At 40.8% G+C, this 6,065-nt stretch carries 8 protein-coding genes; all 8 read left to right on the top strand.

The genetic code is table 11. From position 1 onward, the window contains the following. Positions 1–424, top strand: a 424-nt coding sequence (locus tag IM473_RS15245) for a photosynthetic reaction center family protein (RefSeq protein ID WP_502845931.1), incomplete at its 5' end; no start/stop codon positions are given. A gap of 684 nt (positions 425–1,108) precedes the next feature. After that, positions 1,109–1,780 carry a DUF1906 domain-containing protein gene (locus IM473_RS15240; protein WP_287660296.1) on the top strand — a complete coding sequence of 224 codons (672 nt, stop codon included), beginning with the start codon at positions 1,109–1,111 and terminating at the stop codon, positions 1,778–1,780. A gap of 65 nt (positions 1,781–1,845) precedes the next feature. Further along, a complete protein-coding gene (locus tag IM473_RS15235; protein ID WP_287660295.1) occupies positions 1,846–2,508 on the top strand; it encodes a hypothetical protein in 663 nt (220 codons plus the stop codon). 32 nt (positions 2,509–2,540) lie between these two features. Next, a complete protein-coding gene (locus tag IM473_RS15230; protein ID WP_287660294.1) occupies positions 2,541–2,840 on the top strand; it encodes a hypothetical protein in 300 nt (99 codons plus the stop codon). A gap of 2 nt (positions 2,841–2,842) precedes the next feature. After that, positions 2,843–4,009 (top strand): hypothetical protein, encoded by a 1,167-nt coding sequence (locus tag IM473_RS15225; protein ID WP_287660293.1) that lies wholly within the window; start codon positions 2,843–2,845, stop codon positions 4,007–4,009. A gap of 26 nt (positions 4,010–4,035) precedes the next feature. Further along, positions 4,036–4,968 carry a phage baseplate assembly protein V gene (locus tag IM473_RS15220; protein WP_287660292.1) on the top strand — a complete coding sequence of 311 codons (933 nt, stop codon included), beginning with the start codon at positions 4,036–4,038 and terminating at the stop codon, positions 4,966–4,968. Positions 4,969–5,179: 211 nt separating this feature from the next. After that, on the top strand, positions 5,180–5,365 hold the full coding sequence (locus IM473_RS15215) for a hypothetical protein (RefSeq protein WP_287660297.1): 186 nt from the start codon (positions 5,180–5,182) through the stop codon (positions 5,363–5,365). A gap of 341 nt (positions 5,366–5,706) precedes the next feature. Then, positions 5,707–6,054, top strand: coding sequence for a GPW/gp25 family protein (locus IM473_RS15210; protein ID WP_287660291.1), 348 nt, complete (start codon positions 5,707–5,709; stop codon positions 6,052–6,054). Positions 6,055–6,065: the final 11 nt, after the last annotated feature.

The raw sequence follows: 6,065 nt of genomic DNA, 5'->3' as shown, positions 1-6,065 counted from the left end.
TTCTTCTTTAGTGCGTGAAACCACGGAAATCGAATCTCAGAACTACGGTTACAAATTCGGTCAAGAGGAAGAAACCTACAATATCGTTGCCGCTCACGGTTACTTCGGACGTTTAATCTTCCAATACGCTTCTTTCAATAATAGCCGTTCTCTGCACTTCTTCTTGGGTGCTTGGCCGGTAATCGGTATCTGGTTCACCGCAATGGGTGTTAGCACCATGGCGTTTAACCTCAACGGTTTCAACTTCAACCAGTCGATTCTCGATTCTCAAGGTCGTGTAATTGGTACTTGGGCCGATGTGTTAAACCGCGCTGGTATCGGTATGGAAGTAATGCACGAGCGTAATGCACATAACTTCCCCTTAGACTTAGCTAGTGGCGAACAGGCTCCTGTGGCTCTGACCGCTCCTGCTATCAATGGTTAATTCCTAGTCTGAACGAAAAGGCACTCCCGCGAGGGGGTGCTTTTTTGTTGCTTTCCGAGTTATGAAGATGGAAGAAACTCTTAATGCCAAAAATATTGGTTCTTCGTTACTTGGTATGGTTCGATGTGGGAGCATAAATCGACTTAATCCTTATCTGGCAAGGGATTTAATTGATTAGTTCGCTCCAGATCGCAAACAATTGACAAAAATTGCGGCAATGTCTGTCTCTATAAAGGTTTCATTCCTTATAACCCCGTCCATTGCATAAGACAAACCGAAGAACCAGAAAATTTAAGTTATCTATTAAGCTACTGATAAAGGATTATCGGATATTCTGGTTTCTGTGTGGAAACGAAGTCTATACCGAGAGTTTTTTCGGCAAAATAGTCCTAAATCTTGCCCAATAAGCACTGGGAGCATCTCACCTTTGTAACCCCCAAATCAGGTTTTTATGTCAAGCTATTTTGAAAGCCTTGCTAGAAAACAGTTTTAGGGGTAAGTATAATTACTCACTTGCATAAATGAGATGCTCCCATAAGCACATAAGCACTAAGCACATAAGCACTAAGCACATAAGCACTAAGCACTTAACAATTCCATAAGTAAAAATTATCACACAAAGTCGAGAAGAACCAAAAATTTTGATGCTAAGATTTAACATATAATCTTTAGTTCGTTAGACAGATGACAACCTTAACTGGAATAGTCGAATCAGCATCTGCGGGAGAAACTGGATTTGACACCGATGATATGCTAAACTTGGCTAATGCGAGATTATTTTATCAAAGCGGTTATCGTTTCTGCTTACGCTATCTTTCCCTTTCCCAAGAAAATCCCCAAGATTTAAACAAAAAGGAAGCCGATGCCATTCTAAATGCTGGGTTAGCTTTGATGCTCGTCCAGCACGTGCTTTCTCCGGGTTGGAGACCAAGTACCACACTGGGGGAAAACCATGGTAAAGCATCCGTCGAAAACGCCAGAACAGTCGGGTTTCCCGCTAAAGTCAATGTCTGGTTAGACTTAGAGGGAATTGATCTACACGCAACTTTCCAAGACGTAGTAAATTACTGCAACAATTGGTTCGATCAAGTAAACGAAGCTGGCTATCTACCTGGTTTGTATGTAGGGGCTAATTCTATTTTAAACAGTTCAGAATTATACAAGGATATCAAATTTCAACACTATTGGCATTCCTTGAGTACTGTTCCCGATGTTGCTGTTAGAGGATATCAAATGACTCAACAAGGGGTGCGTCAAAAAGTTCATGGTATTAGTATTGATAAAAATACTACTCATAATGATAATTTGAATGGGAGTGTACAGTGGTTCATTCGTAAAATAGATTCTCAGTCGTGAATTACCTCACAGAAATGATCGGATGCAGTATTTTAATCAATTAACTAACTAAGGCGATAATTGTTGTGATTTCTGTTAATGGTTTGCGCGGTTCTCGTATTTTTAGCGGTGCATTAGTCTTTGTTAATCCTGATAGTAGGACACCGCAAGTCATTCCTTTTCAATATAATCCTAATCGCTTGCAACGATCCTTAGAACCCCAAATGGCAGGAGGTGATGAAAATAACCGTTCTCTTGCCATCCGCTATACAGGCGCACCCGTTGAAATAATCAACATAGATATCCAGTTAGATGCTTCCGATAAACTGTGCCACGATGATCCGATTACAGTTCAATTAGGCATTTATCCTTATTTAGCCGCCTTAGAACTTTTAGCTTTTCCTTCCCTTAATCAAGTCCAAAAGAATCAATCTTTACTAGCAAATGGCACGCTAGAAGTAGCATCTTTGACCTCTCCTGATATTTACTTGGTTTGGGGCCTTCAGAGGGTGCTTCCTGTGAGAATCAATAGCTATACAATTGTGGAAGAATTGTTTGATGCTCGCCTTAATCCTCTTCGAGCGACGGTTTCCTTGAGTATGCGAGTGTTAAACTACTCAGATTTGAGTTCTTCTAACCCTCAATACCATCAATTTAGTGCCTATCAAAATATCTTACAATCTATGTCTCGTAGTGCCATTAATACTTCCAGTCAGATGTTGGAAGTGAATATCAATCAACTTAGATAAACCATTGAAATTGAGGAGGATTTTAAGTCTAAATGTTTGATCATACCAGTCGCTATTATGCTATTGCCAATGCTCTATATACGAGTTCTACTGGGCAGGAAATTATTTATAAACGCCGTCGTTTTCTTCCTCAAGGTCAAGATTTACCCTTTCTCACGAATGTTAAGGTTAATGATGGTGATCGGTTAGATATTATTGCGTCTAAAACATTAGGTAATCCTCTGTTATTTTGGCGGATTGCGGATGCAAATAATGGGATGAATCCTATAGATTTGACTGAACGGCCAGGTCGCATTTTAAAAGTTGCGATTCCCCAAATACCTGGAGAATAATCATGACGGGAACAGGTATTACGCTAAGATTAGCATTAGGAAAAAATCGTCCCAGTCCTGCGCCTCAATTTATTGCTGAATCCCTGCAAAGTGTCGAGATTACTCAAAGCGATCAAAGTTCGTCGAAGTTTCAATTATTGTTTCATGCTGATCGAACCAAAGGACTAAGTACCGATTATGAGTTATTGAGAAGTCCCCTCCTCACCCCTAAAAATCGAGTAATTCTGATTATCACACTTAACGGAATACCGAGTATTTTAATAGATGGATTTATTACTCAACAAGAATTAATTCACTCTCAAGAATTTGGGGCAGCTATGTTATCGGTGACAGGGGAAGATGTTAGTATTGTCATGGATATGTATGAATACTCAACCGAATATCCAAATTTAGGGCATACTACAATTGTTGAATTAATTCTCGCTAAATATATACCTTGGCTTGGTTTAATTATCGCCGATGTATTTTCTGCTACGTTGCCCACTTATCAATCGTTACAAGTTGACTGGGTTCCCCAACAAAATGCCACTGATCGCGCTTATCTTCAGCAACTAGCCGCCAGACATGGTTATCTTTTTTATATGAGACCGGGACAAACTTTCTTGAGCAATATTGCTTATTGGGGTCCCCCTTTACGCACAGGAAACCCACAACCCGCTTTGACTGTGGACATGGGACCGGCGACCAACGTAGAATCGATTAACTTTTGCTATGATGCCCTATCACCTACCCTAGTCTATGGTTTTGCCCAATCCGATCCCCTTCAACCCGAATTATCAGAAGACATCCCCATTGTTACTACCAATAGTACCCGAAAGCCCCTATCTCAGTCTGAACAGCAACCGTTAGAACTGTCTCTGCCCTTTGTACGAACCCAACAGTTTACGGATCCCCGTCTCGGTTCCCTAGATGCTTTAGCAAAAGCCCAAGCGATTACCGATTTATCGATAGATAAAGTCGTGGTTGCTCAAGGACAATTGAATACTCTCCGTTACGGGCATATTTTGCAAGCACCGGGTATTGTGGGGGTTCGAGGTGTCGGTTATAGCTATGATGGTCAATATTATGTCCAAAGTGTTAGCCACAAGATCGCACGAGGGAATTACCAACAACAATTTACCCTGACCCGTTCTGGTTTAGGAAGTCTGACGAATTTTGTTCAACCCTAATCTTAATCTAATTCTGTTTAATTACGATGAATGGCAATTTTTCACCTTGTTCCAACCCGACGAATAATGCAGATACTGGGTTCTCTGATGGCGGACAGCGTTTTTATGGTAAGTATCGAGGGATCGTGCGGAATAATGAAGATCCATTAGGATTAGGACGAATTCAAGCAGAAGTAGCGGCGGTTTATGGTTCTATCTTAAATTGGGCTTTACCTTGTATTCCTTATGCAGGTCCGGGCGTTGGGTTTTATGCGATTCCCCCGGTTGGGGCTAATGTTTGGCTGGAATTTGAAGGGGGCGATCCTAATTATCCCATTTGGGTGGGCTGTTTTTGGGATGAAGGTCAAGTACCAAGTGGTCCCGAAGAATTGCCTAATCCTGCAACTAAAATATTTAAAACCGAGTTGATCAAGATGGTACTCAATGATCTACCGGAAGTGGGAGGCTTTACTTTAGAATGTTCCCCTGAAGCTGTGGCGACTCCCTTAAAAATGGTTTTTAATTCGACGGGAATTGAAATTAATGCTGCTCCTGCCATCATTAAATTAGTTACTGAAGAAGGAATTACTCTCGAATTTCCTCCCGGTACGATTTCCATGACAGAAGCGGCCATTACCTCAGAAATTCCCGAATCAACTGTGATCTTAAATGAAGAAGCGGTTTTAATTAATGCGGGTGATGTGACAGTAACAGCGACGGCAGCGGCCGAAATAACCGCCAGTACAGATATAGCAATAGAAGCAGGGGGAGCGGTAGAAGTCACGGGGGGGGCTGATATAGCAATAGAAGCAGGGGGAGCGGTAGAAGTCACGGGGGGGGCTGATATCGCCATTACAGCACTCGGTGCGACTGAAATTACTTCGGTTGATATTGCTATCACAGGTTTAATTGCTATCACAGGTTTAGTCGAGGTGACAGGAGATTTATTGGTTGATGGTCAGCAAGTCCTCTTTATTTAACGTAAATCTCCTTAGAATACAGCATAACTTACGAAAATCAAAACTTGATACTAAATCTAGTTATTAAAGACTGATTATTTATTCTCCCTTTTGCATGAGTGCCTGTCCTGATATGTAGCCTATACTCAACGGATTTAGTATGATATGTTATTTAGAGTTTTGTTATGTTGCACAGCCCACCCTAAATAGGGGTTGCGGCAAAAAGTTTTTCGTGGGGGCAGGGGGGTGTAGGGTTTTACCGATTTTCTATTACCTAATTTTCAGGAAAAAAGTCCTGGAATTTTCCCCCGATCACTCCCATATCTGGTACTTTTTGATTGACAAAAAGTCTAAAAGTCTTAACCAACAAGGATTTTACCATTATTCAGCAAGCCCTAAATATAAGGATGTTGCGTAAGTCTTAACCTGAAACTGGATTAAACCAAATGAAATTATAGTCATTTCAATTAAGATTGAGAATATCAATCCCAGAGTTCATAAGGGTTTTGTCGGTCTACACTGTATCAGACTTATCTGAAATGACTATAAACATCAACAAAAAAGGCTCTTCGTTACTTGTTATGGTTCGATAGGGGGGCATAAATCGACTAAATCCTTATCTGGCAAGAGACTTAATTGATTAGTTCGCTCTAGAGCAAAAATAATTGACAAAAATCGCTAAATGCCTTTCTCTATATGGGTTCCATCTCTTATAACCTCCTTTCATTGCATAACACAAACCGAAGAGCCACAAAAAATATGGAAATTGCCTTCCCTTTTAACCTGAATAATCAAGGTTTAGTCGCCACTACCGACTATAATCAGCATATCTATCAAATGATCGAACAAATTCTCTTTACCATGCCGGGAGAAAGGGTTAATTTACCTTCCTTTGGTTGTGGGTTGCAACGATTAGTTTTTACCACTAATATGGAAATCGTAGCCGTTACTCAAGCGATGGTACAAGCTGCCCTTAGTCAGTGGCTAGGAGATGTCATTCAGGTAGCAATGGTAGAGGTTAGAGCAGAAGATTCTAAGGTAACAATTTGGATTGAATATGCTATTCTGATTAGTCAAGAACGGTATCGAGTTAAATTTGAATGTTGAGGGGAAATCGT

It is taken from the genome of Microcystis sp. M015S2 (assembly GCF_020245945.1).
Lineage (GTDB): Bacteria > Cyanobacteriota > Cyanobacteriia > Cyanobacteriales > Microcystaceae > Microcystis.
This window is presented reverse-complemented; position numbering and strand designations above follow the sequence as displayed.

Excerpts from the sequence above, each read along its gene's own strand:
- IM473_RS15240 (WP_287660296.1), top strand. The coding sequence starts at position 1,109 with ATGACAACCTTAACTGGAATAGTCGAATCAGCATCTGCGGGAGAAACT.
- IM473_RS15230 (WP_287660294.1), top strand. The coding sequence starts at position 2,541 with ATGTTTGATCATACCAGTCGCTATTATGCTATTGCCAATGCTCTATAT.
- IM473_RS15225 (WP_287660293.1), top strand. The coding sequence starts at position 2,843 with ATGACGGGAACAGGTATTACGCTAAGATTAGCATTAGGAAAAAATCGT.
- IM473_RS15220 (WP_287660292.1), top strand. The coding sequence starts at position 4,036 with ATGAATGGCAATTTTTCACCTTGTTCCAACCCGACGAATAATGCAGAT.
- IM473_RS15210 (WP_287660291.1), top strand. The coding sequence starts at position 5,707 with ATGGAAATTGCCTTCCCTTTTAACCTGAATAATCAAGGTTTAGTCGCC.